The organism is Actinomadura madurae (assembly GCF_047130825.1).
In the GTDB taxonomy this organism is placed as follows: Bacteria; Actinomycetota; Actinomycetes; order Streptosporangiales; family Streptosporangiaceae; genus Spirillospora; species Spirillospora madurae.
In genome coordinates this window covers 6,766,427-6,793,231 of the sequence record NZ_CP083237.1, presented here as the reverse complement: position 1 = coordinate 6,793,231, position 26,805 = coordinate 6,766,427, and the positions used below count along the sequence as shown (strand labels likewise).

The window sequence follows — 26,805 nt, the reverse complement described above, 5'->3', positions numbered from 1 at the left end:
ATCCTTTATGGCGCGCCCCACCGTGAAGCGCCGCGTTGCCGCAACGTGGCCGCTCCGTCCCACCGTCCGTTACAGCACGCAGGTCGCCAGTGCGCTCCGCACGGAGACGATCGGCGGCGTCGTGATGCTGCTCGCGGCCATCGCCGCGCTCGTATGGGCCAACACGCCGTGGGCCGGCGCCTACGAGGACCTCCGGACGTTCGAGATCAGCCCGCACTGGCTGCACATCGGGCACATGGACGTGCAGCACTGGGCGTCCAGCGGGCTCCTCGCGGTGTTCTTCTACATCGCCGGCCTCGAACTGCGCGAGGAGCTGACGTACGGCGAGCTGCGCCATCCGCGGGACGCCGCGCTGCCGGTGATCGCGGCGGGGGCCGGGGTAGTCGCGCCGGCACTGATCTTCCTGGCGGTGAGCGCGGGCGAGCCGGGCGCGCTCGGCGGGTGGGCGGTGCCGACGGCGACGGACATCGCGTTCGCGCTGGCCGTGCTCGCCGTGACGTTCACCTCGTGCCCGGCCCCGCTGCGCGCGTTCCTGCTGACGCTGGCCGTGGTGGACGATCTGATCGCCATCGCCGTCATCGCGCTCTTCTACACCGACACCCTGCACTGGACGCCGCTGGCGCTCAGCGTGGCGCTGATAGGCGCGTACGGCCTCTTGCAGTACAAGGGCGTCCGCTCGCCGTGGGTGTACGTGCCCATCGCCGTCCTGGCCTGGTACTGCCTTCAGCGCAGCGGGATCCACGCGACCGTCGCCGGCGTCGCGCTGGGAATGCTCACCAGCCCGAAAGAGACGCCCGACGGGCGGCCGACCAACGCGGAACGCGCCGACCACGCGCTGCGGCCGTTCTCCGCGGGCGTCGCCGTTCCCATTTTCGCTTTCGTGTCGGCCGGTGTCGGGCTCGGCATGTCCGAACTGGGGGCGGTGTTCACCGATCGGGTGGCCCTCGGGGTGATCGCCGGACTGGTGATCGGTAAGTTCGTGGGCGTCTTCGGCGGCGCCTGGGCGGCCGTCCGGCTCGGCCTGGCGACGCTCGGCGAGGATCTGCACTGGCACGAGATCGCGGGGGTCGCGTTGCTCGCGGGGGTGGGTTTCACCGTTTCGCTGCTGATCGGCGGTTTGGCCTATACCGACCCGTCACAATTCGAGAGAGTGACGACTGCGGTCCTGATCGCGAGCGTTCTCGCCTCGGCGGCCGCCGCCGTCGTCTTCCGGAGAAGGGTGCGTCTGCGCGCGCGCCCGGGCTAAGGAGAAATGCGATATGTCGGAGGCAACACCGGACGAGCGCGTCGAGGAGAAGTCCGTCGGCGAGCTGGTCGCGCTGGCGTCGAGCTCCATCTCCAACCTGGTCAGAGCGGAGATGGACCTGGCCAAGCTGGAGCTGAAGGCCGACGCCAAGAAGGCGGCGATCGGCAGCGCGATGTTCAGCGCCGCCGGGGTGCTCGGCGGGCTGGTCGTCATCCTGCTGTCCATCGCCTTCGCCTACGGCCTGGTCGGGTTCGGCCTCTGGCACTGGGCCGCGTTCCTCATCGTCGCGGTCGTGTACGCGGCGGTGGCCGGGCTGTTGATCCTCTTCGGCAAGTGGCGGATCTCCAAGATCGAGGGTGCGAAGCGGACCCGGAAGACGCTGAAGGAGGACCTGGCCGCGCTGCGCAGCCGCGGCGACTCGGGTGCCCCCGAGCTGACGGCCTGACGGGCGCCATGTCCGGGCACGACGCGTCGCTGATCGAGGTCGAGGGCCCGTGGACGCACCGGCAGATCAGCGCCGGCGGGACGCGTTTCCACGTCGCGGAGGCCGGTGAGGGACCGCTCGTCCTGCTGCTGCACGGCTTCCCCGAGTTCTGGTGGTCCTGGCACCACCAGCTGGTGTCGCTGCCGGCCGCGGGATACCGGGCGGTGGCCGTCGACCTGCGCGGCTACGGCGGCAGCGACAAGCCGCCGCGCGGGTACGACCTGGTCACCCTGGCCGGGGACGCCGCCGGGCTCGTCCGCGCGCTGGGGGAGGCGAACGCGATCGTCGCCGGGCACGACTGGGGCGGGCTGCTCGCCTGGACGATGGCCGTCTACCACCCGAAGATCGTCCAGCGGCTGGCGGTGGTGGGCGCCCCGCACCCGCTGCGGTTGCGGCAGGCCGTCGCCGGCGACCCGCGCGGGCAGGGATGGGCGGCGCGCCACACGTTCGGCTTCCAGTTGCCCATGTGGCCTGAACGGCGCCTGGTCCGCGACAACGCGGCGCTCGCCGGGAAGCTCCTGCACGACTGGTCCGGTCCAGGCTGGCCGGAAGAACGCACAGAACAGCTCGTACGGAAGGCCGTGCAGATACCTGGGGCGGCCCACAGCGCGCTGGAGTACCACCGCTGGCTCGTCCGGTCGCAGGCCCGCCCGGACGGTATCCGCTACGCGCACCGCATGCGAGCCCCTATCCAGGCACCCACGCTCCAGGTGCACGGCGCCCTGGACACGTGCATCCTCCCGTCCAGTGCACAAGGCTCCGGCCGTTACGTGACCGCTCCTTACCGCTGGACGCTCATAGAGGGCGCGGGCCACTTCCCCCATCAGGAACGCCCCGAAGAGTTCGACACGCAGCTTCTCGGCTGGCTCGCCGACCCGGGACCGGAAGGCTGAAACCCCCGCGTACCGTGGAGGCATGCGGGATCGGGACGAGTCTGGACGCCCACGCAACGCACGGCCACGCGACGCGTACGGACGTCCTCTGCCGCACGGCGCCAGCGGCATACCCACGATGCCGGAAGACCTCGACATGCCCCCAGGCGAAGCTCTGGCCGAGGCCCAACGGCTTCTGGACGCCGATCGTCCGTTCCACGCCCACGAAGTACTGGAAGCGGTCTGGAAGGCCGCGCCGGAGCCCGAGCGTGAACTGTGGAGGGGTCTGGCACAGGTCGCCGTGGGGATAACCCACCTCCGCCGGGGAAACGCACGCGGCGGCGAAGCCCTGCTCCGCCGCGCCGCCGACCGGATCGTCCCGTACCAGGACGCGCCACCGCACGGCATCGACGTCCGCGGAATCGTTCAGCGCGCCCGTGCCCTGGCCGAGGAGCCGCAGAACGGCCCCATCCCCCTCCGCCTCACAAACCCCTAGGCCGGAGCGGTCCCCTCGTCGGAGCAGCCCCCTGGCCGGAGCAGCCCCCTGGCCGGAGCAGCCCCCTATTCGGAGCAGCCCTAGTCGGAGCAGCTCTGCGTGGACACCGGCTTCGTGGCGTTCGCCCCCGCCCGCGCGTCGGACGCGACCTCCTCGGCGGTGAGCGCGTACCCGGTGGACTCGGTGTCGAGCGCCGCCGCGAAGATGACGCCGTAGACCCGGCCGTCCGTGGACAGCAGCGGCCCGCCGGAGTTGCCCGGCTCGACCTTGCCGCGGATCGCGTAGATCTCGCGGCTGACCTGGCCGGAGTGGTAGATGTCCGGGCCGCGCGCCGTCTGCCGGGCGCGGATGCGGGCCGCCCCCGGCGTGAACGGCTGGTTCTTCGGGAACCCGGCGATGATCGCGTCGTCCCGGACGCGGGCCTCCTTGGCGAACTGCAGCGCCGGCGCCCGCAGCCCCGGCACGTACAGGACGGCGATGTCGCGCTTCGGGTCGTACAGCACGACCCGCCCCCGGTTGGTGTCGCCGTTGATCGTCGCCACCACGGAGGAGCCGCGCGCCCCGGCGACGACGTGCGCGTTCGTCATGATGTGCTGCGGCGCGAACACGAACCCGGTGCCCTCGATGCGGCGCTGGCACTGCGGCGCCGTGCTGACCACCTTCACGATGCTGTCCTTGGCCGCGCGCAGTCCCCGCGTGTTCAGCACGGACTCGTCCGGCGGCGGGACCTGCACCACCGACTCGCCGCCGAGGCCGTTGAACACCTGCGGGAACTCGCTGCTCTTCACGAACCCCTGGAACGAGGTGAACCACGTCTGCGCCTGCGCCGGCATCACGTCGTCGATGCCGTTGATGATGGAGGAGCCCTTGACCTGCGTCCGGACGGGCTTGAACTCGGAGTTGGCGACCAGGCTGCCGAAGAACCAGGCGACGATGAGCAGCGACAGCGCGCTGACGAACGTGCCGCCGACGGCGTCGGCGGTGCGGGCGTTCATGCCGGTCACCCGGTTGCGCAGGACGGCGCCGAGCGACGAGGCGACGAGCTGCCCGAGGGTGGCGGCGAGGAAGGCGATCACGATGGCGAGCAGCGCCTGCTGGGCGGCTCCGTCCACCGCGGCCTCCGCGATCGGCGGCGCGATCAGCACCCCGATGACGCCGCCGCCGACGAAGCCGACGAAGCTCAGCAGGCTCACGATGAAGCCCTGCCGGTAGCCCGAGACCCCGAACAGCACGACGAGCACGAGCAGGATGAGATCGAGTACGTGGTCGTGCAGCACGCGTTCACCGTATAGGTCCGCGCCGCCGCTTCACGTCCCCTCGATGTACCAGATTCGGGTGCGCGAGGTAGCCGCCGGGAGTGACGCGCGCGCGTGACCATCGCCGTACGCACCGCGAACGGCGCCCTGACCCGTGGCGAGCTCTCCGTGCGGACGCGGCGAAACGATTTTGTGGGAATGCACGAGGCCGTCAGCCGCGCGCGGCGAGGTCCACGACCTCCTGCGGGAGGTCCTCGACCCGCGAGGTGTCCCAGGGGCGGTTCCAGCCGCCCGCGTCCAGGACCTGGGTCAGCAGCGCCGCCGTGAAACCCCAGACGAGCATGTCCCGCACGTGGAACGCCGGCCCCACCCTGATCCCGGACGGGTGCCGCACCATCAGCCGGTTCCGCGGGTCGACCAGTTCGCCGAGCGGGACGCGCGCGACCGTCGCGACCTCTCCAGGATGGCCGGGCGCGATCTCCGACGGTTCGCGCCACCAGCCGGCGACGGGCGTGACCCGGTGCGCGCTGTGCGACAGGTACAGCTCGGGCAGCGAGCACAGGACGTCCACGCCGGACGGCTCGACGCCGGCCTCCTCCCACGCCTCGCGCAGCGCCGCCGCGACCGGCCCGTCGTCCTCGGGGTCGATGCGGCCGCCGGGGAACGCGGGCTGCCCGGCGTGGTTGTTCAGCGTGGCGGCGCGCTCGGTGAGCAGGACGTCCGGACCGTCCGCACCCTCGCCGAACAGGATCAGGACGGCGGCGTCGCGGGCGCCGGGCTCGGGCCGGAACATCGGCGGCACCGGCATCCTCGGCGCCTCGGCGAGGAACCGGTCGAGCCAGGCGGGGCGGCTGAGGGTGGTGTCGGTCACGTCCGTCCCAACTCCGGGCGGCCCGCGTTCCTTCCCGGGCGGGTCACGAGAACGGTCCGGGCTTGACGAGCTTGCGGGCGGTGTCCTCGTCCGTCGGGCCCTCGCCGAAGGCCGGGCACAGCCGCGCGAGCGGGCACGCGCCGCAGGCCGGACGGCGGGCATGGCAGATGCGGCGGCCGTGCCAGATGAGCCTGTGGGACAGCATCGTCCAGTCCTTGCGCGGGATGAGCTCGCCGACTTCCTGCTCGACCTTGACGGGATCGTCCTCGGTCGTCCAGGCGAACCGCCGGGCGAGGCGGCCGAAGTGGGTGTCGACGGTGATCCCGGGGACGTCGAAGGCGTTGCCGAGGACGACGTTGGCCGTCTTGCGCCCGACGCCCGGCAGCTTCACGAGGTCGTCGAGCCGCCCCGGGACCTCCCCGCCGAACCGGTCGCGGAGCGCGGCGGACAGGCCCATGACCGACTTGGTCTTGGCGCGGAAGAAGCCGGTGGGCTTCAGGATGGCCTCGACGTCCTCGGGGTCGGCGGCGGCGAGGTCCTCGGGTGTCGGGTACTTGGCGAAGAGCTCCGGCGTGGTCAGGTTGACCCGGACGTCGGTCGTCTGCGCGGACAGCACGGTCGCCACGAGGAGCTGGAACGGGGTCCCGAAGTTCAGCTCGCAGTGGGCGTCCGGGTAGGTCTCGGCCAGGATCCGGTTGATGCGGCGTGCGCGCCGCACCAGCCCCAGGCGTGTTTCGTCCTTCCACTTCCGAGCACGCGCCTTCGGGGACGCCTCCGTCGCCATACCGGTCAGCCTAGAGCCTCGCCCGCGTCGCCCGGCCGCGCGAAGCGTCCGGCAGGACATCCGATGATCCCAAAAAGACGCATATGTTCTTTAATGGTAGAGTCGCCCCATGATCCGTGACTCCTCCCGGTGGGCGGCGACCCTCGCCGGGCGGCGCGTGCTGATCACCGGCGCCGCGCGGGGGATCGGCGCGGCCCTCGCCGCCAGGCTGCACGAGCGCGGCGCGCGGGTGGCGCTCGCCGGGCTGGAGCCCGACCACCTGTCCGCCGTCGCCGGGGAGTGCGGGCGGGCCCCCTGGTGGACGTGCGACGTGACCGACCGCGACCGGGTCGAGGACGTCGTGACCAGCGCGGTCGAAGAGCTGGGCGGCCTGGACGTGGTCGTGGCCAACGCGGGGGTGGCCGCGCAGATGCCGGTGATAGGCGGCGACCCGTCCGTCCTGGAACAGAGCCTGCGCGTCAACGTGCTCGGGGTGTTCAACACCCTCCGAGCCGCCGGGCCCCACATCAGCCATGAACGCGGCTACGCCCTCGCCGTCGCGTCCCTGGCGGCGGCCGTCCACGCGCCCTTGCTGGGCGCCTACAGCGCGTCCAAGGCAGGAGTCGAGGCCCTCGGCAACACGTTGCGCGCGGAGCTGCGCCCCTGGGGCGCGAAGGCGGGCGTCGCCTACTTCGCCGAACTCGACACCGACATGACGCACCGCGGGTTCAGCACCGAAGCGGCGTCCGCCTTGATGGACGCGGCGCCGCGCAGCAGCTTCGTTTCGGGCGTCGCGCCACTGCGAGTGGGGATCGACGCGCTGGAGCGCGGAATCGCCCGACGTTCCAAGCGCATCGTGGCTCCTTGGTGGGTCGGAGGCGTTCTGCCGGTCCGGATGGTCGTGCAACCCATTTCCGACCGCGTCGTCCAGAAGGGACTACGTGAGATCCTGGAAATCGCCAGGAACGAGCAAGTCGAGCTGACCACACCGCAACCTGAGCCCCGCCGATGACCTCACCCCGCGCCACCCCCGGCAGCCGCCGCGACGTGGGGCTCGTCAACTGGCTCATCTGCCGCGTCGCAGGGCGGGCCACGGGGACCGGGCGGCCGCCGAACCTGTTCCTGACGCTGGCGCGCAGCCGCGGCCTGTTCCGCGGCTGGCTGTGGTTCGCCGGACGGCTCATGCCCGGCGGAACCCTGCCGCGCCGCGAGACCGAACTCGTCATCCTCCGCGTCGCCCACCTGCGCGACTGCCGCTACGAGTTCGACCACCACGTCCGCCTCGCGCGCCGCGCCGGCCTCCACGACCGGGACATCGAGCGCGTCGAGGAGGGGCCGCGCGCCCTCGGATGGACGCCGCGCGAGCGGGCGCTCCTCATCGCGACCGACCGGCTTCACACCGAACGGGACCTCGACGACGAGACCTGGATACGGCTGCGCGCCGTTCTCACCGAGGCGGAGTGCGTCGAGCTGACCATGCTGGCCACCCACTACGAGATGCTCGCCACCGTGATCACCGCGCTGCGCGTCCAGCCCGACCGCCGGCCTGACGGCTAACCGTCCAGGACGCCCGAGCGGAGCAGCAGCCGTACGTGCTCGATGACCGGCGGCCCGACCGCCCGCAGGGCCTCCATGTCGCCGGCCGCGACGGCGGGCGTCACCATCGTGCTCACCGCCGACACCACGATCTGGCAGGCGAAGCGGCCCGCGTCCCCGGTCACGCCCATGAGGTCCGCGAGGCCCTCCGCGAGCATGTGCTGCACCTCGGTACGCCGGCGGACGGCCTCCGGCCCCGCCGCGTACACCTCCACCAGGAACAGCCGCGCGTACCCCGGATCCAGCGCCAGAGTCTCCAGGTAGGTGGTGAACGCGCGCTCGAACCTCTCCGCCGGGTCTCCCTCACTCGCGCCGGCGCTCGCCACGGTGTCGGCCAGATGGAGGCGCAGGAACTCGCTCGCCTGGTCGAACGCCGTCATGAAGCAGTCGAGCTTGGACGAGAACAGCGCGTAGAAGCTCTGCCTCGACACCCTGGCCCGCTTCAGCACGTCCTCCACCGACGTGCCGACGTACCCCTTCTCCGCCATCGCCGCCGCCATCGCGGAGCACAGCCGGTCGCGGTGCACCCGCTCCACCTCCGCGCGGGACAGCGCGTGACGCCCCCTCGGAAGGCGCCGCGGTGAACTCTGCATCCGCTCAGGCTAGGGCACGGTGCCGTCCAGCCGAGATCATCCGGTATCAGGTGTTGAGACCGGTGTGACGGCATTCACCCGATGGTCCGTACACTGGGCGAACGGGACCGTGACCGCTTCACGGGCACGGAGCACGCGGTCCGCGTTTCGGCGCGCCGTGACCCTGCCTTCACGTACGCGGTGGGACGTACGTCACACTAGGCATGTAGGTGTTCGAGGAGGAGAAGCGTGACCGATCGCGACGTGGACGTTCTGAGCAGAGCCCCGCTCTTCGAGGCCCTCGACGAGCAGGGCGCCAAGGCGCTGCGCGCCAACGTGACCGAGGTGCGTCTCGCCCGCGGCCAGACGCTGTTCAACGAGGGCGAGACCGGAGACCGGCTGTACGTCGTCCTCGAAGGCAAGATCAAGCTGACCCGGACGGCGCCGGACGGCCGGGAGAACCTGCTGAGCGTCCTCGGCCCGTCCGAGATGTTCGGCGAGCTGTCCCTGTTCGACCCGCGTCCCCGCACCGCGAGCGCCATCGCGGTCACCGAGTGCCGGCTGGCGGGGCTCGGCCACGACGACCTGCGGCCCTGGCTCACCGGCCACCCCGAGGTCGCCGTGCAGCTGCTCCGCGCGCTGGCGCAGCGGCTCCGCAAGACCAACGACGTGATGGCCGACCTGGTGTTCACCGACGTCCCCGGCCGCGTCGCCAAGGCGCTGCTCGACCTCGCCGAGCGGTTCGGCCAGCCGTCGGAGTCGGGCCTGCACGTGCACCACGACCTCACCCAGGAGGAGCTGGCGCAGCTCGTCGGCGCGTCCCGCGAGACCGTCAACAAGGCGCTCGCCGACTTCGCCCAGCGCAACTGGCTGCGCATCGAGGCCCGCGCGGTGGTGATCCTCGACATCGAACGGCTCCGCAAGCGCTCGAAGTGACCCCCGCCGGGAGCACGCTCGCGCGGCGGCACGGGAGGCGGCCCCGCCCGGCGGGCCGTCAGCGCTCCCGCAGGTAGTCGAGCTGGGCTTGGACCGACCACTCGGCCGCGGGCCAGAGGGACCTGTCGACGTCGGCGTAGACGCGCTCGACGACCTCGCGCGCCGTCCGCGCACCCGCGGCGACGGCCGCCTCGACCTGGGCGAGCCGCTCGCGGCGGTGGTCGATGTAGTGGTCCAGGGCGGCGATCGGGTCGTCCAGCTTCGGTCCGTGACCGGGCAGGATCGTCTCCGCCTCCACGTCGGCGGAGAACCTGCGGAGCCGGTCGAGCGAGGTCAGGTAGTCGCCCAGGCTTCCCTCCACGACGGTCGTCCCGTACCCGAGCACGGTGTCACCGGTGAGGACGGCGCCGTCGGCCGGCAACCAGAACGTCAGCGAGTCGTCGCTGTGCCCCGGCGTCTCCATGATCCGCAGCTCCAGGCCGCCCGTCGTGACGACGTCGCCCTCCGCGAGGCCCTCCTCCCCGAGCCGGTGCGCCGGGTCGAGCGCCCGCACCGTGAGCTTGCCGCCCGCCAGCTTCGCGAACTTCCCGGCGCCCGCCGAATGGTCGGGGTGGCCGTGGGTGAGCAGCACGAGCCCGACTCGCAACCCCCGTGCCTCGACGGTGTCCAGGACGCGCCGGAGGTGCTTGCCGTCCTTCGGGCCGGGATCGACGACGACGGCCTCGTCCGCTCCCGGCTCGGCGATGATCCAGGTGTTGGTGCCGTCCAGGGTCATGGCGGACGGGTTCGGCGCGAGCACACAAGTCGCCCGTTCAGTACCCATCCCGTCGATCTCCGTCATATCCCCCATCCTGCCCGAGGCCCGATCAGGGTGACGGACCGGGTTCCAGCCGAGACGCTCCAGGTGCCGGAGCGCGGAGGTCCCCGCCAGCCGCCACGCGACGGACCGGTTCAGCGGCACCCTGCGCGGCACGGTCAGCCCTGCGAGTAGTGCCGCGCGACGCTCTCCGGCAGGACGAGATACGCCTCACCGTCGACGATCTCCGCGACGGGCTCGTGCACGACGATCTCGCGCCGCGCCGCCAGCACGTCCGCGACCGTGTCGAACGCGGCCAGCTCCGCCAGCGTCGCGATGGTCGGCGGCAGCATCATCCACTCGCCCTTCGCCGCCCGCTCGGCCGCCTCCGCCGGACGGACCCAGGCGACCTGGTCGGCCTCGGTGCTGACGTCCCTGGCCCGCTGCCCCCGCGGCATCGCGGCCACGAAGAACCGGGTGTCGTACCGCTTCGGCTCGATCTTGGGGGTGATCCAGTGCGCCCACGGGCGGAGCAGGTCCGCGCGCAGCACGAGGCCGCGCCTCGCCAGGAACTCGCCGAACGACTGCGACCGGTCGAGGAGCGCCTGCCGGTCGGCCTCCCAGTCGTCTCCCCGGGTGTCGTCCACGACCGTCTCGCCCGTCGGCCCGGCGAGCAGGACGAGCGTCTCTTCGAACGTCTCCCGGACGGCCGCGCAGACCAGCTCCCGCGCCAGCGTCTCGTCGGCCTTGAACGCCTTGCCCCACTCGGCGGGAGGCGGGCCGGACCATGCCGGCTCCGCCTCCCCGTCACGCGGGTCGACCGAGCCGCCGGGGAACACGTACGCGCCCGGCGCGAACGCCATCGACCGGACGCGGCGCAGCATGAACGCCTGCAGCCCGTGCCGGTCGTGGTCGCGCAGCACGACGACCGTCGCCGCGTGCCTGGCCGGAGGGGGCTCGGCGCGGCCGTCCCGAATCGCCTCGACCTGGTCCCGGAACGAGTCCGGCAGCTTGAGCCCGTTGGTGATCCCCATGGCGGCCAATTCGGACATACCGAATGGCATTCCGTCAAGAGACCTCGGCGATCAGCTCCACCTCGACCGGCACGTCGCGCGGCAGGACGGCGACGCCGACGGCGCTGCGCGCGTGCCTGCCCGCGTCGCCGAACACCTCGACCAGCAGGTCGCTCGCCCCGTTGATGACCTCGGGCTGGCCGTGGAAGTCCGGAGCGCTCGCCACGAACCCGACAACCTTCACGATCCGGACGACCCGCGACAGCTCGCCGAGCTCGGCCTTCAGCGCCGCGACGCAGTTCAGCGCGCAGATCCGCGCCTGCCGCGCCGCCTCCTCCGCGTCGACCTCGGCGCCCACCTTCCCGGTGGCGCCCAGCTCGCCCTTGACCAGCGGGACCTGCCCGGCGGTGTACACCAGCGACCCCGTCCGGGCCGTCGGCACGTAGGACGCGACCGGCGGGACGACCTCCGGCAGCTCGATCCCCAGCTCGCGGATCCGCTCTTCGGGCGTGCTCATGCCACTCCTCCTCGTTACGACTGGACTTCGCGCTTGAAATAAGCCACGAGGTTCTCCGGGTTCGGCCCCGGCAGGACGGTGACCAGCTCCCACCCGTCCTGTCCCCAGTTGTCGAGGATCTGCTTGGTCGCGTGCACCAGCAGCGGAACGGTCGCGTACTCCCACTTCTTCATGGCCCTCACCCTAGCGATGGGCCGACCGGAACCCCGTTCGAACCCACCCGGGACCCGTCGTACCGCTCCCGCGCCTCGTGGACGTCCTCGATGTGGCGGTTCGCCCACTCCAGCATCGAGGTGATCAGCGGCATGATGCGCTCGCCCAGCACCGTGAGCGCGTACTCGACCTGGACCGGCACGGACGGCGTCACGGTCCGCGCCACGAAACCGTCCCGCTCCAGGGACCGCAGCGTCTGCGTCAGCATCTTCGCGCTGACCCCGGGCATGGCGCGGCTGATCTGCGCGTACCTGCGCGGCCCCTCCGCCAGCTCGACGAGGACCATCGTGCTCCACTGCTTGCCGACGATGCCCAGCAACTGGTTCATCGGGCACGCCTCCATGAACGCGTCGAACGCCGCCTTCTCCTGCTCGCGGCGCTGCGCGGCCGTCGTCGTCGCCATGCTGCGGGCTCACCTCCTGGTGCCGAACGCACTCCTGGGTAACCTCTTCCGGCACACCGCTGTTCCGGCGAAGGTGGGGGCGTCCCTCACTCAGGAGTTGCGGCATGCACGCGATCATCATCAGAACGGCCGGCGGACCCGAGTCCCTGGAGGACGCCGACATACCGGTCCCCGAACCCGGGCCGGGCCAGGTCCGGATCCGGGTGGCGGCCGCGGCCGTCAACCCGGTCGACCGGGCGGTCCGCTCCGGTGCCCTTGCGGACGCCGGCCTCATGCCCGCCTTCGGCACCCGCCCCTGGTTCGGCGTCGGCATGGACGTCGCCGGAACCATCGACGCGGTCGGCCCGGGAGTGCATCGGCTCGCCGCCGGAGACGCCGTCGTCGGCCTCCAGGACCGGCTGGACATCCCGCTCGGCACCTACGCCGAGGCCCTCGTCCTCGACGCCGCCGCCGTCACCCACGCGCCCCGCTCGGCCTCCCCCGTCGAGGCGGCGACGCTACCGCTCAACGCCCTGACCGCTCTCCAGGCGCTCGACCTCCTCGCCCTGCCGGAAGGAGCGACTTTGCTGGTCACGGGCGCCGCCGGCGCCGTCGGCGGCTACGCCGTCGAACTCGCCGCCCACCGTGGCCTGCGCGTCGTCGCCTCCGCCTCCGCGGCGGACGAGCCCCTCGTCCGCCGCCTCGGCGCGGACATGTTCGTCCCCCGCGACGCGCACCTCGCCGACGCGGTCCGCGCACTCGTCCCCGGCGGCGTCGACGGCGCCGTGGACGCGGCCCCCTGGCCGGCGCCGCCCTCGACGCCGTCCGGAACGGCGGAACGTTCGCCACCGTGAACGGCGGCCCGGCCATCCCGGTCCCGCTACGCGGCATCACCGTCCGCAACGAGTGGATCAGCGCCAACGCACCCCAGCTCAGCCACCTGGTCACACTCGTGGACAAGGGCCACCTGACCCTCCGCGTAGCCGACACCCTCCCCCTAACCGAGGCCCGCAAAGCACACGAACGCCTAGAAGCCACCCCTCTACGCGGCCGCCTAGTCCTCACCCCCTAGAACCACCCACGTGACGACCAGACCGAGGCCCCGCAACGCGCATCAGCACCTAGAGGCCAGCCCCTCCCACGGCGGCCTGGCCCTCAAGCCCTAAAAGCGTCCACACCACGGCACGCTCAGCACGCCGGCGGACCCGCGCCCCGTGGTGGCACCGCCGCATGGCCAGGCCGAGCTGAGACGAACGTCCACGGCCCCGCCCGGCAGCGCGGAGCAGGCCGCGATGTGGGACCTCAGACGCGGCCCCTCCACACCCGTCCAACACGAGCGGTCGGCAGGCGCCGCCCCGAGACCGGCGCTCCTCGGCGGCGGCGTGGCCATCTGGCGGCGTCGACCGCCCGGCGGACGTCCGCTCGGCCACCGATCGCGCGGGGGGCGTCAGCGCGGCAGTTTGGGACCGGGGCGTTGCGCGGGGGGGCGCTTCTAGCTTGGGTCCTGCTCGGCGCGGAGCATGACGCGGCGGAGGAGGTCCGACAGCGTGCGGCGTTCGTCGGGGGTCAGGGCGGCGAGGAGGCGGGTCTCCTCGTCGCCCACCCCGTCCAGGGCCTCACGCCAGGCGGCGCGGCCCTCGGGGGTGAGCTCGACGACGACCCGGCGGCGGTCGGTGGCGGACGGCGACCTGTGGACGAAGCCGCGGCGCTCCAGCGCGTCCAGCCGACCGGTGATCGAGTTCGGCGGCATGCCCAGGTCGGCGGCGAGCTCGGAGGGCGCGGCGGTCCCGTGCCGGCCGGCGAGGGCGTGGAGCGTGTCGTACTCGTGCCGCTGCAGGCCGGAGGCGACGAGGAGGTCCTCCCGGACGCGCTTGATGTGCTTGACGAAGCGCCCCATCCGGGTCACGGCGCCCTCCGTGTCCGGATCGAGGTCGGGAAGGATCGGCGTCCACCGCGCCACGTGCTCATCGGTCCGGTCTCTGTCGCCCATGGCGGCGATCGTATCCAGGCGGTAATTCGTTGACGAATAAATCCGTAACGAACTACCCTGCGCGCCAAGGCTCACCCACCGCGCGGCCGGGACTTCCGGCTACTGTTCAGCGCGCGTGTCCTGTCCCTGACCGGCGATGCCGCGATTCCCGCGGCGCTCACACTCGCCGTGCTGCGGGCGACGGGCTCCACGTCGGCGCTCGCCCTCGTGCTCGGCTGCGCAATGGTGCCGCACCTGCACCTGCTGCCGATCGGCGGGGTCGTCGCGGACCGGTTCAGCGCGCGCGCCGTCGCCCTGGTCACCGACCTCGTCGGCGCGGGTGCGCATCTGTTCGCCGCGCTCGAACTGATCGGCGGGGAGCCGCGGCTGTGGCACCTCGCCGTCGCCCGAGCGGTGGGCGGGACCGCTTCGGCGTTCCAGACACCGACCATCTCCCTACTCATCGCGGGCACCGTCGAGACGTCCGGGCTCCAGCGCGCCAACTCCCTGATGGGCGCGGCCAACGGCGCCACCAGACTCGCCGGGCCGGCCCTGGCTGGCACGTTCGTGCTGACCATCGGTCCCGGATGGACGTCCCTGCTGGACGCCGCCTCCTTCGCCGCGAGCGCCGCCCTCCTCGCCATGCCCCGCGTCCGGCACGTCCCGCTCCCGCGGCGCTCGCTGCGCGCGGACCTCGCGGAAGGCTGGTCGGAGGTCCGGTCGCGCGACTGGTACTGGACGAGCCTGACCGCGCACGGCGTCTGGAACGGAGCGTCCGCCGTTCTCCTCACCCTCGGGCCGGCCCTCGCCATCGAGCGGCTCGGCGGCGAGAAGACGTGGATCGCGACCGTCCAGGTGGGCGCCGTCGGGCTCGTCGTGGGGGCGTTGCTCGCCGCCCGCGTCCGGCCGCGCCGTCCCGTCCTCGTCACGAACGCGGGCCTGGCCACCCTGGCGCTGCCCCTCGCCCTGCTGGCCGCGACCGCGCCCGCGCCCCCGGTCATCGGCGCCTGCGGGCTTGCGCTGACCGGGCTCGGCGTCCTCAACTCCACCTGGGAGAACGTCGTGCAGATGAGCATCCCCCCGCAGGCGCTGGCCCGCGTGACGTCCTACGACTGGCTGCTGTCAAGGCCGCGGCGCCCCTCGGCTACGCGCTCGCCCCGTGGGCCGCGTCCAATTGGAACGCGTCCGCGCCACTCTGGACCGCGGCCGTCCTGGTCGCCGCGTCCTGCCTTGCCACCGCCGCGGTGCCCGGCGTCCGCCACCTGACCATGCCAGAGCCGACCCCACTAGCGGCGTCCCCCTAAAGCCGCCCACCCCACAACCGCCTTTGGACGGTCCCACGACCGACCGACCGGTCGCGGAGGACCGCCCCGGCCACGCCCTCGGGCCTGCGGAGGAGGCGTCCGCCGCCTGGCGCGGATGGTGACCCACGGCAAGTCGGCCGACCGGGTTATCGGCGGCCGTGCATCGCCCGTCTACCGGCCGGACGCGGCCGCCGCGCTGTCGGGTGGGCGTCCGTGGCAAGGAACGGCAGGCGCCGACGAGCGCGACACCGTCCCCACGCGCCCCCACGCTGGGTCGTCCATGGGACGCGGCGGGGGCTGCTCGTGGTCTCCTAGTTCAGTTGGGGGGCTGCTGGCTCTCTCCGGTCCCGCCGTCGGGGGCGCCGGTGATGCCGCGCTGCTCGTCGTCCTGCGGGGCGGCCACCTGGGACTTCGGCTCGTCCAGGCCGATGACGGGCGGGACGTCCTCGGCCGACTTCAGCGTGGACGGCTGTTCCGCCGCCTTCGCCAGTTCCGCCTCGGCCTTGGCGAGCCGCTCCGCGAGGCCGGGCTTGCCGTCCCCGCTCCCCGACTCGCCGCTCTGGCCGTGACCGCCGGTGACGCGGTCGAAGAACCGCAGGACCTCGACCGGCAGCGGCATGACCAGCGTGCTGTTCTTCTCGGCCGACACCTCCACGACCGTCTGCAGCAGGCGCAGCTGGAGGGCCGCCGGGTCCTGCGACATGATCTCCGCGGCGGCGGCGAGCCGCTTGGACGCCTGGAACTCGCCGTCCGCGGTGATGATCCGGGCGCGGCGCTCCCGCTCGGCCTCGGCCTGCCGGGCCATCGACCGCTTCATGCCCTCCGGCAGCGACACGTCCTTGATCTCGACCCGCTCGATCAGGACGCCCCACGGCCCCTCGGTGATCTCGTCGATGATCGCCCGCAGCCGCATGTTGATCTTCTCGCGCTCGCCGAGCAGCTCCTGCATGTCCGCCTGCCCGATGACCGACCGCAGCGACGTCTGCGCCACCTGCGAGACCGCATAGCCGTAGTTGTGGACGTTCACGATCGCCTTCACCGGATCGACCACCCGGAAGTAGACGACCGCGTCCACGCGAACGCTCACGTTGTCCTGGGTGATGCCGTCCTGCCCGGGCACCCCCATGGTGATCGTCTGCTGGCTGACCTTCTGCATCCGCTCGATGATCGGCAAAATCACCGTCAGGCCGGGACCGCGGACCGCCCCTGGACGCAGCTGGCCGCCGCGCTGCACCTGGCCGAACCGGAACACGATCCCGTGCTCGAACTGCTGCACGATGCGGATGGACGACGACAGGACGATCAGTCCGCCGACGAGGACGATGAGCAAGATGACCAGGGCCACCGCTGCCATCACGGCACCTCTTCTCGCGTGCTGGCCGGGCACCGGGAGCGCGCCCCCGGAACCCCGGCAGGCTTCTGAACCCGTACGATTCAGGCGGAACCGCCGAGAGCAACGGTTCACGTTTCCCAGCTAACCGCGCGGGCAGGCCGGATGACAACGTCCGGGCGGATCGACCCGGGCGGCATCGTGTCAGGGATCACTTGCACGAGGGCGTCCGCCCTCTCAAGTGTTTGACGAGTGAACGATATGGTCGATCGGGTGAGTGCGAGAGACACCGACTGGGACGGCGTACGCCTCCACGTGGTCACCGGGAAGGGCGGCACGGGCAAGACGACCGTCGCGGCCGCCCTCGCCCTTGCCCTGGCCGCCGGAGGCCGCAAGGTCCTGCTCGTCGAGGTCGAGGGGCGCCAGGGCATCGCCCAGATCTTCGACTGCCCGCCCCTCCCGTACGAGGAGCGCCGCGTCGCCGTCGCGCCGGACGGCGGGGACGTACACGCGCTGGCCATCGACACCGAAGAGGCGCTCATCGAGTACCTCGAGATGTTCTACAACCTCAAGCGCGCCGGGAAGGCGATGACCAAGCTCGGCATCGTCGACTTCGTCACCACCATCGCCCCCGGCCTCCGCGACGTCATCCTCACCGGTAAGACCTCCGAGTCGGTACGCCGTAGGAAGAAGGACGGCTCCTTCATCTACGACGCCGTCGTGATGGACGCCCCGCCCACCGGCCGCATCACCAAGTTCCTGAATGTCAACGACGAGGTGTCCGGCCTCGCCAAGGTCGGCCCCGTCCGGAACCACGCCGACACCGTGATGAAGGTCGTCCGCAGCCCCGAAACCGCGGTGCACTTCGTCACGCTCCTGGAAGAGATGCCCGTCCAGGAGACGATGGACGGCATCCACGCCCTCACCGAGGTCGGCCTCCCGGTCGGCGGCGTGATCGTCAACATGGAGCACCAGCCCGTCCTGACCGAGGACGACCTCGCCGCTGCCGCCGCCGGCACGCTGGACACCGACGAGATCATCCGCGGCGTGAAGGCCGCCGGCCTGGAGCACGACGCCGAGTCGATCGCCGCCGTCCTCGCCGCCGAGGCCACCGACCACGCCCGCCGCACGGCCCTCCAGCGCCGCGAGAAGGAACGCCTGGAGTCCATCGACCGCCCCCGCTACACCCTCCCCCTCCTCTCGGACGGCATGGACCTCGCCGGCCTCTACGACCTGGCCGCCGCCCTCCGCGCCCAAGGCGCCGCATGACCCAGCACCCCCACCCCACCCGGGCACCGCACAACACCCCCGCACTGGCTCCCCACCAGACACACCAGCGTGAACACACTGCCCTCCGACCTGCACACCCGGCTGGCGCACATCCTCACCGAGGCGACGGGGATGAACGCGCGCACCTGCGAGCATCCGCATACGCGCCCACCCACCACGACACCTCCATACCTGACTGGACGCCGCACGACACATCCACACTCGGCGGCGGGCTGTGGCACGGCGGGGCTAGGCCTGACCAGCCACGCTATGGCGCGCCTGTGGACGGTGCGGTGGGGTTTGACGTACTTGCGATTGGTCCGGTGACCGGCGGCGGGGTCGCGTCTGGGGTGTCGCGGGGTGGCGTTTCGTGGGTGGCGTTGGACGGTGCCGAGGCGGTGCCGCCAGGTGTTTCGTGGGTCGCGCTGGATGACGGGCATGGGCTCGGGCCGGACGTGAGCGTTCGCCAGGCACGAGGGTTCTGCGCACACAGGCACCGCGCCGGGGATGACGAGCGAGCGGCGCGTGGGCGCGGTCCTGGGGAAGGGCCCTTCCGAGCCAGGGCACGGACGGCAGAGGTGAACCGATGAGCCCGATCAGCAAGACCCCTCCGGCACTGGACGTCGACGGGCTGCTCGACGACCCCCGCACGAAGATCATCGTGTGCTGCGGGTCCGGGGGCGTCGGGAAGACCACCACGGCCGCCGCGCTCGGGGTGCGCGCCGCCGAGCGGGGACGGGACGTTGTCGTCCTCACCGTGGACCCGGCGCGCCGGCTCGCCCAGTCGATGGGCCTGTCGGAGCTCGACAACAACCCGCGCAAGATCGAGATCGACGGCGACGGCGAGCTGCACGCCATGATGCTCGACATGAAGCGGACGTTCGACGAGATCGTCGAGGCGCACGCCGACCCGGACCGCGCGAAGCAGATCCTCGCCAACCCCTTCTACCAGTCGCTGTCGTCCAGCCTGTCCGGGACGCAGGAGTACATGGCGATGGAGAAGCTCGGGCAACTGCACCGGTCCGGCGCGTGGGACCTGATCGTCGTCGACACCCCGCCGTCCCGCAACGCGCTGGACTTCCTGGACGCGCCCGAGCGGATGGGCCGCTTCCTCGACGGCCGTTTCATGAAGATCCTCGCGGCGCCGGCCAAGACCGGCGGCCGCTTCGGCGTCAAGGTGATCAGCGCCGGGTTCGGCGTGTTCACCGGCGTCATCAACAAGGTCCTCGGCGTCCAGCTACTGCGGGACGTGCAGACCTTCGTCGCGGCGTTCGACACGATGTTCGGCGGGTTCCGCGAGCGCGCCGAGAAGACGTTCAAGCTGCTGCAGACCCCCGGCACCGCGTTCCTCGTCGTCGCCGCTCCCGAGCCGGACGCCCTCCGCGAGGCGTCCTACTTCGTCGAGCGTCTCGCCGAGGAACGCATGCCGCTCGCCGGACTCGTCGTCAACCGCGTCCACGAGTCCGCCGCCGACACGCTGTCGGCCGCCCGAAGCCAGGCCGCCGCCGAGACGCTGGAGGAACGCGGCGAGCACAAGCTGACCGCCGCGCTGCTCCGTCTCCACACCGACCGCATGCAACTGGCCGCCCGCGAGGACCGCCTCCGCGACCACTTCGCGTCCACGCACCCGACCGTCCCCGTCACGGCCGTCCCCGCCCAGGCGGAGGACGTCCACGACCTGGACGGCCTGCGCCAAGTGGGCGAAGACCTGGCGGCCCCCACCTCATCCGCACCGGCAGCCTGACCCCGACCACAAGCACCCCCTTCCTGGCTGGACGCGCCGCACCGCCCCACGCGGCATCTCACAGCCCCGACATACGGCCCGCCGGACACATGCAACGTCGGGCGACCCTGGCCTGCAAGGGTGCGCCAACGCCCGACTACCCGCCGCGCGACACCCAACCTGACCGCTAACACCCCTCCTTCCTGGCTGGACGCGACGCGCCACCCCACGCGGCGTCTCGCAGCCCTGACATGCGGCCTGCCGAATCCCAGGCAACGTTGAGCGACCCTGGCCGGCGACGGTGCGCCGATGCCCAACTCCCCGCCTGCGAACACAGCCTGACCGCTCGGAGGCCGTCGGGAGAAGCGAACGCCAACTTGTGGATAACTACCGGTCTCCGCAGGTCAGGCCGCCGGCAGCGAAGGAGTGCGGAACGCTGACGCCTGACCGCCGAACAGGGCGTCACGCTGAGCGGCGTTCGCCTGGTGGGGCTCGCCCAGGGCGATGTCGCTGACGGCGGTGAGCCTGTCGTGGTGCTCGGGAGCGAGGCTCACATCGAGGGCCGCGAGGTAACCGTCCAGCTGATCCAGGTTCCGCGGGCCGATGATGGGCACCGTCGGCGTCGTGGAGCGCGCCGCCCGTTCACGCAGCCAGGCCATGGCGACCTGCGCCGGCGGCAGGCCGGTCTCGGACGCGACGGAGAGCAGTTCGTCCACGATGGCGGTCTTGTGGTCGCTGTCCTCCTTCTGGATCACGCGTCCCCAGGTGGTCAGGCGCCCTTCCGCACCGGAGCGGTACTTGCCGGTCAGCAGACCGCCGCCGAGGGGTGACCACAGCGCCGTCCCGAGCCCGAGCGCCTCGGCCATCGGCAGCACCTCCCGGTCCGCGGTGCGCTCGGCCAGGCTGTACTCGTGCTGGACCGCGATGATCGGTGACCAGCCGCGCAGATCGGCCATCGTGACGGCGCGGGAGACACGCCACGCCGGGAAGTTGGACAGGCCGCCGTGGACGACCTTCCCGGACGCGACCAGGTCGTCCAGGCCCCGCACGATCTCCTCGACGGGCGTCACCGCGTCCGGGAAATGGACCCACAGGAGGTCGATGCGATCGGTCCGGAGGCGCCGCAAGCTCGCCTCGACCGCGCGGACCATGTGGGCACGCCCGTTCCCGGTGCTGTTCAGGCCAGACGCCGGGGTCACCGGATTGGCGAACTTTGTGGCCAGCGTGAACCGGTCGCGCTTCCCGTCGAGCAGGTCGCCGATGATCTCCTCGGCCTCTCCGGCCTGATAGGTGTCGGCGGTGTCGATGAACGTCCCGCCGGCCTCGGCGAACCGTTCGAAGATCTTGCGGGCGGTGGCGGGTTCGGCGCCCATGCCCCAGCGCGTCCCGAAATTGCCCGTGCCGAGCGCGTACTCCGACACGCGCAGGCCGGTGTTCCGGCCGAACGTCATGTACTCCACGCCGCCTCCAAAGTAAAACGATCGGTGTACCTGGAGCAGGTTAGCAAAGGTACAACGATCGGTATACTTCGGTCATGGACGAGACGGACCGGCAACCGCACGGCGGCCGGGGCGCCCGCGAACGCATCCTGTGGGCGGCGGCCAAGCTCTTCTACCTGGAAGGCATCAACGCCACCGGCCTGGAGCGCCTGACAGACGTCGCCCACGTGTCGAAACGGACGTTCTACAAGCATTTCCCCAGCAAGGACGCGCTCGTCGAGGCTTATCTGAGGCGCTTCCACTACGAGACGCCGCTGTCACGCACGCAGGTCCTGGACGACGAAAGCCTCACTCCCCGCGAACGGCTCCTGGCGCTCTTCGAACCGCCCACGCCCGGCACGGCCCTGCGCGGATGCCCCTTCCACAACGCGGCCGTCGAGATCTGCGACATCGAGACACCGGTCCGCACGCTCGTGGCCGACTACAAGGAAGCGTTCGCCGAACGGCTCGCCGCGACGGCGGCCGAGGCCGGAGCGTCCAACCCCCGAACGCTGGGCCGCCAGCTGAACCTCCTCTTCGAGGGAGTCACCGCACTGTCGACGTCCGCGAACTCGGCAGACGTCTTCACCGACGCCCGCACCACCGCCGAGATACTTCTCGACGCCTCCTTGAGCACGTCCTGACCTGCGAAATTCCGTTGGCTTGCGAGGCGGCCGACTCGCCTACGGCGTCGACAAACGCAGAGGTGACGACCTTGTCCAGGCTCGCACCGCCCGCGTCCTGACTCTCGGGCTGCGCCCGGCCACGTCATCACCGTCCTGCTCACGCTGCGCCGGCTGCGCGCCAACCACAAGCACCACCACCCGCACCGCGCTGCGGTTCGTCCTGGAGCACCCCGGCGCCGACGCGCTCATCGCCGCCCGCCGCCCCGCCCTCCTGGACTGCTTCGACGGCGGTTTGGACGGGCTACCCTGCGCGGCGGGTGAGGCAGTGGATTGCGAGCTCCCCGGACCCACCCCCGGCGTCGCCCGACGTCGCCGAGCGCACCAAACAGCTGACCTCAGCGACGGTCCCCGAGCACACCCGGCGGCAGTTCAAAGGCGATGCTGCCTCTGACCAGGTCACCTCGACGACCGAGACGACGGCGGCGGTATCACGCGACGTGGTGGGTCCGGCGGTCAAGGCATACCGGAACATCAACCTCGTACGCCTCCAGCCTGACGACCTGGTGCAGGCGGAGGCGATCCGCACGGCCCGATCTGTCCGAATCGCACGTGCTTCAGCCTGGCGCGCGTTACTCCGTGTAGCAGAAGATGATCGGACGACCTCAAAACGAACACTCACGGTATCGACTTCGCGCCGCCCATCGCATTCACAACAAGCCGATCGGAGCAATAGCCGCACATCGCACTCAGATCGACCAGCACCTGCGGATTTGCCGCCGCAGCAACCTGATCGAGCTGGTCGTTGAGCGACACGAGACTTAGCGGTGGCAGCGCGTCGAGCCACCGAATCACCATGCACCCGTGCTGATCACAGCAAATCCAACCCGATAGTGCTGCGCAGCCCGGTAGGGAGCGCGGTCAACCTATGCCTGGTCGCGGCTGGTTACAGCGGCGGCAGTCGCCACCATGGCAGGCCGCGGCGGCGGGTCTTGGCCGCAGCGAGCCGCAACGGCGGCGGTCTTCCACCACCGCAGGTCGAAGCAGGGGGTCTTGGCCCTGGCCAGTCGCAAGAGCGGGCAGTCGTCACCACGGCAGGTCGCGGCGGCAGTTACCCGCAGCGGGCGGCGGGTCGCGGTCGCCAAGGGTCGCGGTGACGGTGTCAGGTGGCGCGCCGCTGTTGGACTGTGTGCGTGGTGCGTTGGTCGCGGTCGTTGGTCGCGGTCGCTGGTTCGGCCGTGGGCCGTGGTGTGGGCGGCGGGGGCGTGCGCCGGTCCTGCCGTCGTACCGACCGCGGGCGTCGGCAGCGCCACAGCGCCGACGGGAGGCACCGCGCGGTGAAGCCATCGCGAGCGGGCTTGGCCCACAGGCCCACAGGCCCACAGGCCCACAGGGCCACAGGCCCACAGGGCCACAGGGCCACAGGGCCACAGGGCATGCGACGTAGCGCGCTGCGCCCGTCAGGCCACCAACGTGAGGCGTGGCAACGGGCCTGTACCGGTTGGAGGTCGGTACAGGCCCGCGGTCACGCTTCTTAATTGGACCTTCCCGGTCCTTGAACCCCTGCCGGACGGGCCGTGAGGCCCGCCGAGGTCAGCTGGCGACGAGTTCTTCCTCGTCGACCTCGACCGACCGCTCGTACTCGTCCTTCGCGGTCTCCAGCAGGTCGCGCCACGATTTCACATCCGGCCGCCGCCGTAGCAGAGCACGGCGTTCACGCTCGGTCATGCCGCCCCAGACACCGAACTCGATCCGGTTGTCGAGGGCGTCAGCGAGACACTCCGTGCGCACTGGGCAGCCGCGGCAGATGAGCTTGGCCCGGTTCTGCGCCGCTCCCTGCACGAACAGGGCATCCGGATCCGCGTTACGGCAGGCGGCGCGGGCGGTCCAATCCGTGATCCACATCTTGGCCCCACTCCCCTAGGGTCTGTGTCGATTTGCGCTCCTTGGCCGGACGGGCGCGGACGTCAGGCCGCCAAACGAAAGCCGTGGGGAAGAACTTACGGAAGCGAGGGACGTTTCAACAGCCCCCGATGGGCCCATTCTCGATATAGCCCACCGGGGCCATACCGCCGGAACGGACTAGTTACCTGTAGTTGACGCGCCAGACACAGCGCAGGTTGTCATCATGAGGGCATACCGGACGAACGTCCTGATCGTGGGGCCCGGAAAGCGGGGGCGCCGGGGGACCTGTCCCTAATGCACTGCTCGTCCCGCGTACCCTATACCCCGTGCGCGTTGCGAAATCGGATCGGGTCAAGGCTGCGTCCACGCTGTTCAGGCTGCTCGGGGCCGGGGTGGTGGCGGGGCTCATCGTCGCGCTCATCGCGCTGCCCGCGGTCGGCAGCGCCGGGCTGACGGCCCGCGACGCCGCCAACAACTTCGAGGACATGGAGGGCGAGCTCAAGACGACACCACCGTCCGAGAAGACGGTGATGTACGACGCGAGCGGCAAGCAGGTCGCCACGTTCTTCGACAAGTACCGCGAGTCCGTCCGGCTCGACCAGGTCGACCCGATCATGCGCAAGGCGATCATCGACATCGAGGACTCGCGGTTCTACGAGCACGGCGCGCTCGACCTCAAGGGCACCATCCGCGCCCTCGCGTCCAACGTCGAGTCCGAGCAGACTCAGGGCGGGTCCACGCTCACGCAGCAGTACGTCAAGAACCTCCTCGTCGACAGCGCCCGGACGCAGGAGGAGTACCGCGAGGCCACGGCTCCCACGGTCGGGCGCAAGCTCCGCGAACTGCGCTACGCCCTCGACATCGAGCAGCGCATGACCAAGGACCAGATCCTTGAGGGCTACCTGAACATCGCCTACTTCGGCGCCGGCGCGTACGGGGTCCAGGCGGCGGCCAAGCGCTACTTCAGCGTCCCCGCCAGCAAGCTCAACCTCGGACAGGCCGCCCTGCTCGCCGGCATCACCCAGAACCCCGCCGCGTTCGACCCGATCCGTAACCCGAAGGACGCGCGGCACAGGCGCGACATCGTCCTCTACCGGATGGCGCAGCTCGGGCACATCAGCAAGGCCCAGGCGGACGAGGAAGCCGCCAAGCCGATCGAGCTGAACCGCACCGACCCGGTCGGCGGCTGCCAGTCCAGCAAGGCGCCGTACTTCTGCGAGTACGTGAAGTACGACATGCTCAACATCCTGTCGGACGGCAAGTACTGGGAGCTCGAACCGAAGCAGCAGCAGGCCGTCGTCAACGAGCTCAACCGGGGCGGCTACACGATCCGCACCACGCTCGACATGGACGACCAGCGCGCCGTCGACAAGACGCTGCGCCAGACCGTCGCCCCCGGCGGCAACCGCGTCGGCGCCGAGGCGATGGTCGAGCCCGGCACCGGCAAGGTCAAGGCGATCGGGCTCAGCAAGCGGTTCGGCCCCGGGAAGGGCCGGACGACCATCAACCTGCCCGCCGACTCCCGCCACGGCGGCGGCAACGGCGTGTCCGCGGGCTCGACGTTCAAGATCTTCACGCTGGCCGCCGCGATCGACCAGGGCATCCCGGTCAGCACCACGATCAACTCGCCGCAGACGACCACGATCGGCGGCTTCCAGCCGTGCCGCTACACCGGGATGTACCAGGGCAAGAAGGTCAAGAACGCCATGATCGGCGGCGGCACCTGGACCCTCTCCAACGCCGGCGACAGCGAGAAGGGCAACTTCAACCTCAAGACCGGCACCTGGCACTCGGTCAACACGTTCTACGCCCACCTGGAGAAGCGCGTCGGCGTCTGCAACGCCGTCAAGATGGCCGAGAAGTTCGGGATGAAGCAGGGCAACGGCAACCCGCTCCTGCCGATCGCGTCCCAGGTCCTCGGCGTCAACGACATCGACATGGTGCACCTCGCCGCCGCCTACGCCGGCTTCGCCGCCCGCGGCAAGTACTGCGCCCCCATCTCCGTCACCGAGGTCGTCGACCCCGAGGGCAAGAAGCTGAAGCTGCCCAAGCAGGACTGCCACCAGGCCCTGGACGAGGACGTCGCCGACAAGGTCAACTCGATCCTCCAGGGCGTCCTCACCAAGGGCACCGCGGCCGGACGCGGCATCGGCCGTCCCGCCGCCGGCAAGACCGGAACGTGTGAAGAGTTCACCTGCGCCGTGTTCGCCGGATTCACCCCGAACCTCGCCGCCGCCACCGCCTACTGGGACTTCCGCGGCCCCTGGCAGTACAAGGTGTACGGCGTCTACGGAGCGGACATCCCCGGCGGCATCTGGCAGCAGTCCATGCGGAGCGCCCTCGCCGGCGAGCCGGCGCCCGGCTTCCGCACCCCGTCCCGCGACTTCGGCGACACCACCCGCGTCCCCGAGGTGAAGGGCGACACGATCGGCGCCGCCACCGCCAAGCTCAGGGGCGCCGACCTGAAGGTCAAGGTCGCGCCCGGGTCCGTCGACTCCGACCAGCCGCGCGGGACGGTCGTGTCCACCTCCCCGGACGGCGGCACCGAGGTCCCGCCCGGCAGCACCGTCATCCTCTACGTGAGCAGCGGCAAGAAGGGCAACGGGCGCGGCCAGCCGAACGGCCGGTCATCTCCCTGGGAGGACTGAGACGCAAGGGCCCGGCGAGCGTGCCGGGCCCTTCCTCATTCCGCGAGCTGGCGCCTGACCTCGGCGGCGACGCGCCCGCCCTCGGCGCGTCCGGCCACCTTCGGATTCACCGACTTCATGACCTGACCCATCGCGCGCGGCCCGGACGCGCCCGTCTCGGCGATCGCGTCCGCCACCAGCGCGGTCAGCTCCTCGTCCGACAGCTGCGCGGGAAGGTACTCCTCCAGCACCGAGCCCTCGTCCCGCTCCGCCTGCGCCTGCTCCTCCCGGCCCGCGTCACCGAACGCCGCCGCGGCCTCGCGGCGCTTCTTCGCCTCCCGGGTGAGCACCTTGACGACGTCGTCGTCCGACAGCTCGCGCGACTGCTTGCCGGCGACCTCCTCGTTCTTCACCGCGGTGAGGGCCATCCGCAAAGTCCGCGTGCGCACCTCGTCACGGGCCTTCATCGCGGACGAGAGGTCGGACTCCAGCTTCTCCTTCAGGGTCATGCCCAACATCATGCCCGTCCGGTACCTTCTGCCTCATCAGGATTACCGCGCGGTG

At 71.2% G+C, this 26,805-nt stretch carries 29 protein-coding genes; 14 read left to right on the top strand and 15 right to left on the bottom strand.

Annotation, left to right across the window (positions count from 1 at the left end; all coding sequences use genetic code 11):
* Positions 1-7 precede the first annotated feature (7 nt).
* The 4 genes from nhaA to K8Z49_RS31145 all read left to right on the top strand — a co-directional run bounded on the left by nhaA (position 8) and on the right by K8Z49_RS31145 (position 3,098).
* Complete coding sequence (gene nhaA / locus K8Z49_RS31160; RefSeq protein WP_021591526.1) at positions 8-1,246, top strand: Na+/H+ antiporter NhaA; 1,239 nt, start codon at positions 8-10, stop codon at positions 1,244-1,246.
* A gap of 13 nt (positions 1,247-1,259) precedes the next feature.
* Positions 1,260-1,691: a phage holin family protein gene (locus tag K8Z49_RS31155; RefSeq protein ID WP_111832658.1), complete on the top strand. Its 432-nt coding sequence runs from the start codon at positions 1,260-1,262 to the stop codon at positions 1,689-1,691.
* A gap of 8 nt (positions 1,692-1,699) precedes the next feature.
* Positions 1,700-2,623 (top strand): alpha/beta fold hydrolase, encoded by a 924-nt coding sequence (locus tag K8Z49_RS31150; RefSeq protein ID WP_412515886.1) that lies wholly within the window; start codon positions 1,700-1,702, stop codon positions 2,621-2,623.
* 118 nt (positions 2,624-2,741) lie between these two features.
* Positions 2,742-3,098, top strand: a complete 357-nt coding sequence (locus tag K8Z49_RS31145; RefSeq protein ID WP_244938800.1) for a DUF309 domain-containing protein — start codon at positions 2,742-2,744, stop codon at positions 3,096-3,098.
* Positions 3,099-3,178: 80 nt separating this feature from the next.
* On the opposite strand, the gene K8Z49_RS31140 is transcribed toward K8Z49_RS31145, so the two are convergent.
* The 3 genes from K8Z49_RS31140 to nth all read right to left on the bottom strand — a co-directional run bounded on the left by K8Z49_RS31140 (position 3,179) and on the right by nth (position 6,009).
* On the bottom strand, positions 3,179-4,375 hold the full coding sequence (locus tag K8Z49_RS31140) for a MarP family serine protease (RefSeq protein ID WP_021591522.1): 1,197 nt from the start codon (positions 4,373-4,375) through the stop codon (positions 3,179-3,181).
* A 190-nt stretch (positions 4,376-4,565) separates the two neighbouring features.
* Entirely contained in the window at positions 4,566-5,162 is a 597-nt protein-coding gene (locus tag K8Z49_RS31135) for an NUDIX hydrolase (protein ID WP_052357300.1), read from the bottom strand.
* A 106-nt stretch (positions 5,163-5,268) separates the two neighbouring features.
* Positions 5,269-6,009: an endonuclease III gene (nth, locus tag K8Z49_RS31130; RefSeq protein WP_033330367.1), complete on the bottom strand. Its 741-nt coding sequence runs from the start codon at positions 6,007-6,009 to the stop codon at positions 5,269-5,271.
* A gap of 109 nt (positions 6,010-6,118) precedes the next feature.
* Here nth and K8Z49_RS31125 point away from each other — a divergent pair, with 109 nt between their 5' ends.
* Both K8Z49_RS31125 and K8Z49_RS31120 read left to right on the top strand, forming a co-directional pair.
* The gene (locus K8Z49_RS31125; protein ID WP_021591519.1) at positions 6,119-7,000 is read left to right on the top strand and encodes an SDR family NAD(P)-dependent oxidoreductase; all 882 of its coding nucleotides are present in this window, start codon (positions 6,119-6,121) and stop codon (positions 6,998-7,000) included.
* The gene (locus K8Z49_RS31120; protein ID WP_021591518.1) at positions 6,997-7,545 is read left to right on the top strand and encodes a carboxymuconolactone decarboxylase family protein; all 549 of its coding nucleotides are present in this window, start codon (positions 6,997-6,999) and stop codon (positions 7,543-7,545) included. The genes K8Z49_RS31125 and K8Z49_RS31120 overlap by 4 nt, the downstream gene beginning before the upstream one ends.
* Here K8Z49_RS31120 and K8Z49_RS31115 read toward each other — a convergent pair.
* Positions 7,542-8,177, bottom strand: a complete 636-nt coding sequence (locus tag K8Z49_RS31115) for a TetR/AcrR family transcriptional regulator (protein ID WP_033330366.1) — start codon at positions 8,175-8,177, stop codon at positions 7,542-7,544. The two genes, K8Z49_RS31120 and K8Z49_RS31115, sit on opposite strands and share 4 nt — an antisense overlap.
* 228 nt (positions 8,178-8,405) lie before the next feature.
* Here K8Z49_RS31115 and K8Z49_RS31110 point away from each other — a divergent pair, with 228 nt between their 5' ends.
* Positions 8,406-9,092 carry a Crp/Fnr family transcriptional regulator gene (locus K8Z49_RS31110; RefSeq protein ID WP_021591516.1) on the top strand — a complete coding sequence of 229 codons (687 nt, stop codon included), beginning with the start codon at positions 8,406-8,408 and terminating at the stop codon, positions 9,090-9,092.
* Between the two features lie 58 nt (positions 9,093-9,150).
* Here the strand turns inward: K8Z49_RS31110 and K8Z49_RS31105 are convergent, their stop codons facing one another.
* Genes K8Z49_RS31105 through K8Z49_RS31085 form a run of 5 tightly spaced genes read right to left on the bottom strand, consistent with a single transcriptional unit; the run spans position 9,151 to position 12,034 of the window.
* A complete protein-coding gene (locus tag K8Z49_RS31105; RefSeq protein WP_412515885.1) occupies positions 9,151-10,065 on the bottom strand; it encodes an MBL fold metallo-hydrolase in 915 nt (304 codons plus the stop codon).
* A gap of 2 nt (positions 10,066-10,067) precedes the next feature.
* On the bottom strand, positions 10,068-10,922 hold the full coding sequence (locus K8Z49_RS31100; protein ID WP_075024241.1) for an NUDIX hydrolase: 855 nt from the start codon (positions 10,920-10,922) through the stop codon (positions 10,068-10,070).
* A gap of 34 nt (positions 10,923-10,956) precedes the next feature.
* The gene (locus K8Z49_RS31095) at positions 10,957-11,418 is read right to left on the bottom strand and encodes a RidA family protein (RefSeq protein ID WP_412515884.1); all 462 of its coding nucleotides are present in this window, start codon (positions 11,416-11,418) and stop codon (positions 10,957-10,959) included.
* Positions 11,419-11,432: 14 nt separating this feature from the next.
* Positions 11,433-11,591, bottom strand: coding sequence for a DUF4177 domain-containing protein (locus K8Z49_RS31090; protein WP_021591512.1), 159 nt, complete (start codon positions 11,589-11,591; stop codon positions 11,433-11,435).
* A gap of 5 nt (positions 11,592-11,596) precedes the next feature.
* Positions 11,597-12,034 carry a winged helix-turn-helix transcriptional regulator gene (locus K8Z49_RS31085; RefSeq protein WP_021591511.1) on the bottom strand — a complete coding sequence of 146 codons (438 nt, stop codon included), beginning with the start codon at positions 12,032-12,034 and terminating at the stop codon, positions 11,597-11,599.
* A 104-nt stretch (positions 12,035-12,138) separates the two neighbouring features.
* Between K8Z49_RS31085 and K8Z49_RS31080 the strand changes: the two genes are divergently transcribed.
* Complete coding sequence (locus K8Z49_RS31080) at positions 12,139-12,867, top strand: alcohol dehydrogenase catalytic domain-containing protein (RefSeq protein WP_412515883.1); 729 nt, start codon at positions 12,139-12,141, stop codon at positions 12,865-12,867.
* Positions 12,864-13,085 carry a zinc-binding dehydrogenase gene (locus K8Z49_RS31075; RefSeq protein WP_412515882.1) on the top strand — a complete coding sequence of 74 codons (222 nt, stop codon included), beginning with the start codon at positions 12,864-12,866 and terminating at the stop codon, positions 13,083-13,085. The genes K8Z49_RS31080 and K8Z49_RS31075 overlap by 4 nt, the downstream gene beginning before the upstream one ends.
* A gap of 420 nt (positions 13,086-13,505) precedes the next feature.
* Here K8Z49_RS31075 and K8Z49_RS31070 read toward each other — a convergent pair whose 3' ends face one another.
* On the bottom strand, positions 13,506-14,003 hold the full coding sequence (locus tag K8Z49_RS31070; protein WP_075024243.1) for a MarR family winged helix-turn-helix transcriptional regulator: 498 nt from the start codon (positions 14,001-14,003) through the stop codon (positions 13,506-13,508).
* Between the two features lie 57 nt (positions 14,004-14,060).
* Between K8Z49_RS31070 and K8Z49_RS31065 the strand changes: the two genes are divergently transcribed.
* A complete protein-coding gene (locus tag K8Z49_RS31065) occupies positions 14,061-15,248 on the top strand; it encodes an MFS transporter (RefSeq protein WP_412521204.1) in 1,188 nt (395 codons plus the stop codon).
* Positions 15,249-15,602: 354 nt separating this feature from the next.
* On the opposite strand, the gene K8Z49_RS31060 is transcribed toward K8Z49_RS31065, so the two are convergent.
* Positions 15,603-16,640 (bottom strand): SPFH domain-containing protein, encoded by a 1,038-nt coding sequence (locus K8Z49_RS31060; RefSeq protein WP_412515881.1) that lies wholly within the window; start codon positions 16,638-16,640, stop codon positions 15,603-15,605.
* A 249-nt stretch (positions 16,641-16,889) separates the two neighbouring features.
* Between K8Z49_RS31060 and K8Z49_RS31055 the strand changes: the two genes are divergently transcribed.
* Both K8Z49_RS31055 and K8Z49_RS31050 read left to right on the top strand, forming a co-directional pair.
* On the top strand, positions 16,890-17,885 hold the full coding sequence (locus K8Z49_RS31055) for an ArsA-related P-loop ATPase (protein ID WP_412515880.1): 996 nt from the start codon (positions 16,890-16,892) through the stop codon (positions 17,883-17,885).
* A gap of 586 nt (positions 17,886-18,471) precedes the next feature.
* On the top strand, positions 18,472-19,629 hold the full coding sequence (locus tag K8Z49_RS31050) for an ArsA family ATPase (RefSeq protein ID WP_021591504.1): 1,158 nt from the start codon (positions 18,472-18,474) through the stop codon (positions 19,627-19,629).
* Positions 19,630-20,012: 383 nt separating this feature from the next.
* Here the strand turns inward: K8Z49_RS31050 and K8Z49_RS31045 are convergent, their stop codons facing one another.
* Positions 20,013-21,059, bottom strand: a complete 1,047-nt coding sequence (locus tag K8Z49_RS31045) for an aldo/keto reductase (protein WP_412521202.1) — start codon at positions 21,057-21,059, stop codon at positions 20,013-20,015.
* 83 nt (positions 21,060-21,142) lie between these two features.
* Here K8Z49_RS31045 and K8Z49_RS31040 point away from each other — a divergent pair, with 83 nt between their 5' ends.
* The gene (locus K8Z49_RS31040) at positions 21,143-21,730 is read left to right on the top strand and encodes a TetR/AcrR family transcriptional regulator (RefSeq protein ID WP_412515879.1); all 588 of its coding nucleotides are present in this window, start codon (positions 21,143-21,145) and stop codon (positions 21,728-21,730) included.
* Between the two features lie 657 nt (positions 21,731-22,387).
* Here the strand turns inward: K8Z49_RS31040 and K8Z49_RS31035 are convergent.
* Both K8Z49_RS31035 and K8Z49_RS31030 read right to left on the bottom strand, forming a co-directional pair.
* The gene (locus tag K8Z49_RS31035; RefSeq protein WP_412515878.1) at positions 22,388-22,567 is read right to left on the bottom strand and encodes a hypothetical protein; all 180 of its coding nucleotides are present in this window, start codon (positions 22,565-22,567) and stop codon (positions 22,388-22,390) included.
* Between the two features lie 735 nt (positions 22,568-23,302).
* Positions 23,303-23,614 carry a WhiB family transcriptional regulator gene (locus K8Z49_RS31030; protein ID WP_021591501.1) on the bottom strand — a complete coding sequence of 104 codons (312 nt, stop codon included), beginning with the start codon at positions 23,612-23,614 and terminating at the stop codon, positions 23,303-23,305.
* Positions 23,615-23,940: 326 nt separating this feature from the next.
* Here K8Z49_RS31030 and K8Z49_RS31025 point away from each other — a divergent pair, with 326 nt between their 5' ends.
* Positions 23,941-26,262 carry a penicillin-binding protein gene (locus K8Z49_RS31025; RefSeq protein ID WP_024934449.1) on the top strand — a complete coding sequence of 774 codons (2,322 nt, stop codon included), beginning with the start codon at positions 23,941-23,943 and terminating at the stop codon, positions 26,260-26,262.
* 35 nt (positions 26,263-26,297) lie between these two features.
* On the opposite strand, the gene K8Z49_RS31020 is transcribed toward K8Z49_RS31025, so the two are convergent.
* The gene (locus tag K8Z49_RS31020; RefSeq protein ID WP_033330365.1) at positions 26,298-26,750 is read right to left on the bottom strand and encodes a GatB/YqeY domain-containing protein; all 453 of its coding nucleotides are present in this window, start codon (positions 26,748-26,750) and stop codon (positions 26,298-26,300) included.
* Positions 26,751-26,805: the final 55 nt, after the last annotated feature.

Bases quoted from the DNA above. Each gene is read 5' to 3' on its own strand.
- nhaA (WP_021591526.1), top strand. From the start codon at position 8: ATGGCGCGCCCCACCGTGAAGCGCCGCGTTGCCGCAACGTGGCCGCTC.
- K8Z49_RS31155 (WP_111832658.1), top strand. From the start codon at position 1,260: ATGTCGGAGGCAACACCGGACGAGCGCGTCGAGGAGAAGTCCGTCGGC.
- K8Z49_RS31150 (WP_412515886.1), top strand. From the start codon at position 1,700: ATGTCCGGGCACGACGCGTCGCTGATCGAGGTCGAGGGCCCGTGGACG.
- K8Z49_RS31145 (WP_244938800.1), top strand. From the start codon at position 2,742: ATGCCGGAAGACCTCGACATGCCCCCAGGCGAAGCTCTGGCCGAGGCC.
- K8Z49_RS31135 (WP_052357300.1), bottom strand. From the start codon at position 5,162: ATGCCGGTGCCGCCGATGTTCCGGCCCGAGCCCGGCGCCCGCGACGCC.
- nth (WP_033330367.1), bottom strand. From the start codon at position 6,009: ATGGCGACGGAGGCGTCCCCGAAGGCGCGTGCTCGGAAGTGGAAGGAC.
- K8Z49_RS31125 (WP_021591519.1), top strand. From the start codon at position 6,119: ATGATCCGTGACTCCTCCCGGTGGGCGGCGACCCTCGCCGGGCGGCGC.
- K8Z49_RS31120 (WP_021591518.1), top strand. From the start codon at position 6,997: ATGACCTCACCCCGCGCCACCCCCGGCAGCCGCCGCGACGTGGGGCTC.
- K8Z49_RS31115 (WP_033330366.1), bottom strand. From the start codon at position 8,177: ATGCAGAGTTCACCGCGGCGCCTTCCGAGGGGGCGTCACGCGCTGTCC.
- K8Z49_RS31100 (WP_075024241.1), bottom strand. From the start codon at position 10,922: ATGGGGATCACCAACGGGCTCAAGCTGCCGGACTCGTTCCGGGACCAG.
- K8Z49_RS31095 (WP_412515884.1), bottom strand. From the start codon at position 11,418: ATGAGCACGCCCGAAGAGCGGATCCGCGAGCTGGGGATCGAGCTGCCG.
- K8Z49_RS31090 (WP_021591512.1), bottom strand. From the start codon at position 11,591: ATGAAGAAGTGGGAGTACGCGACCGTTCCGCTGCTGGTGCACGCGACC.
- K8Z49_RS31085 (WP_021591511.1), bottom strand. From the start codon at position 12,034: ATGGCGACGACGACGGCCGCGCAGCGCCGCGAGCAGGAGAAGGCGGCG.
- K8Z49_RS31080 (WP_412515883.1), top strand. From the start codon at position 12,139: ATGCACGCGATCATCATCAGAACGGCCGGCGGACCCGAGTCCCTGGAG.
- K8Z49_RS31070 (WP_075024243.1), bottom strand. From the start codon at position 14,003: ATGGGCGACAGAGACCGGACCGATGAGCACGTGGCGCGGTGGACGCCG.
- K8Z49_RS31060 (WP_412515881.1), bottom strand. From the start codon at position 16,640: ATGGCAGCGGTGGCCCTGGTCATCTTGCTCATCGTCCTCGTCGGCGGA.
- K8Z49_RS31050 (WP_021591504.1), top strand. From the start codon at position 18,472: ATGAGCCCGATCAGCAAGACCCCTCCGGCACTGGACGTCGACGGGCTG.
- K8Z49_RS31045 (WP_412521202.1), bottom strand. From the start codon at position 21,059: ATGACGTTCGGCCGGAACACCGGCCTGCGCGTGTCGGAGTACGCGCTC.
- K8Z49_RS31040 (WP_412515879.1), top strand. From the start codon at position 21,143: ATGGACGAGACGGACCGGCAACCGCACGGCGGCCGGGGCGCCCGCGAA.
- K8Z49_RS31035 (WP_412515878.1), bottom strand. From the start codon at position 22,567: ATGGTGATTCGGTGGCTCGACGCGCTGCCACCGCTAAGTCTCGTGTCG.
- K8Z49_RS31030 (WP_021591501.1), bottom strand. From the start codon at position 23,614: ATGTGGATCACGGATTGGACCGCCCGCGCCGCCTGCCGTAACGCGGAT.
- K8Z49_RS31020 (WP_033330365.1), bottom strand. From the start codon at position 26,750: ATGACCCTGAAGGAGAAGCTGGAGTCCGACCTCTCGTCCGCGATGAAG.